This is a genomic window from Bradyrhizobium sp. RP6 (assembly GCF_003837805.1).
Lineage (GTDB): Bacteria > Pseudomonadota > Alphaproteobacteria > Rhizobiales > Xanthobacteraceae > Bradyrhizobium.
On sequence record NZ_RQIT01000069.1, the window covers coordinates 1 to 473 of the forward strand.

Sequence of the window (473 nt, forward strand, 5' to 3'; positions counted from 1 at the left end):
CCATGCCGCAGAGCAGGACCGTCCGGATGTCTTGAAGGGGCGCGAGGCTTGGCGCGAGCGTCAGGACAAGCTCGACCGGGATCGCCTCGTCTTCATTGACGAGACCTGGGCATCGACCAACATGGCGCGGACACATGGCCGCTGCCGGCGCGGCGAACGCCTGCGCGCCGCCATTCCGCACGGCCATTGGAAAACGAGAACCTGCGTAGCTGCTCTCACCACGCACGGCATCATCGCTCCCTGGGTGCTCGACGGTCCCATCAACCGCGACGCCTTTGAGACCTATGTCGAAAAAGTGCTCGTTCCCGAGCTGCCCGAGCACGCCATCGTCATCATGGACAATCTATCCAGCCACAAAGGGCCACGCATACGCGAGATGATCGAGGCGGCCGGCGCCACGCTCCTCTATCTCCCGCCGTACAGCCCCGACCTCAATCCCATCGAGAACGCCTTCGCCAAGCTCAAGGCGCACT

At 63.8% G+C, this 473-nt stretch carries 1 protein-coding gene; it reads left to right on the forward strand.

What is annotated here, in order from left to right:
- Positions 1-473, forward strand: a 473-nt coding sequence (locus EHH60_RS36900) for an IS630 family transposase (protein WP_124164005.1), incomplete at both ends; no start/stop codon positions are given.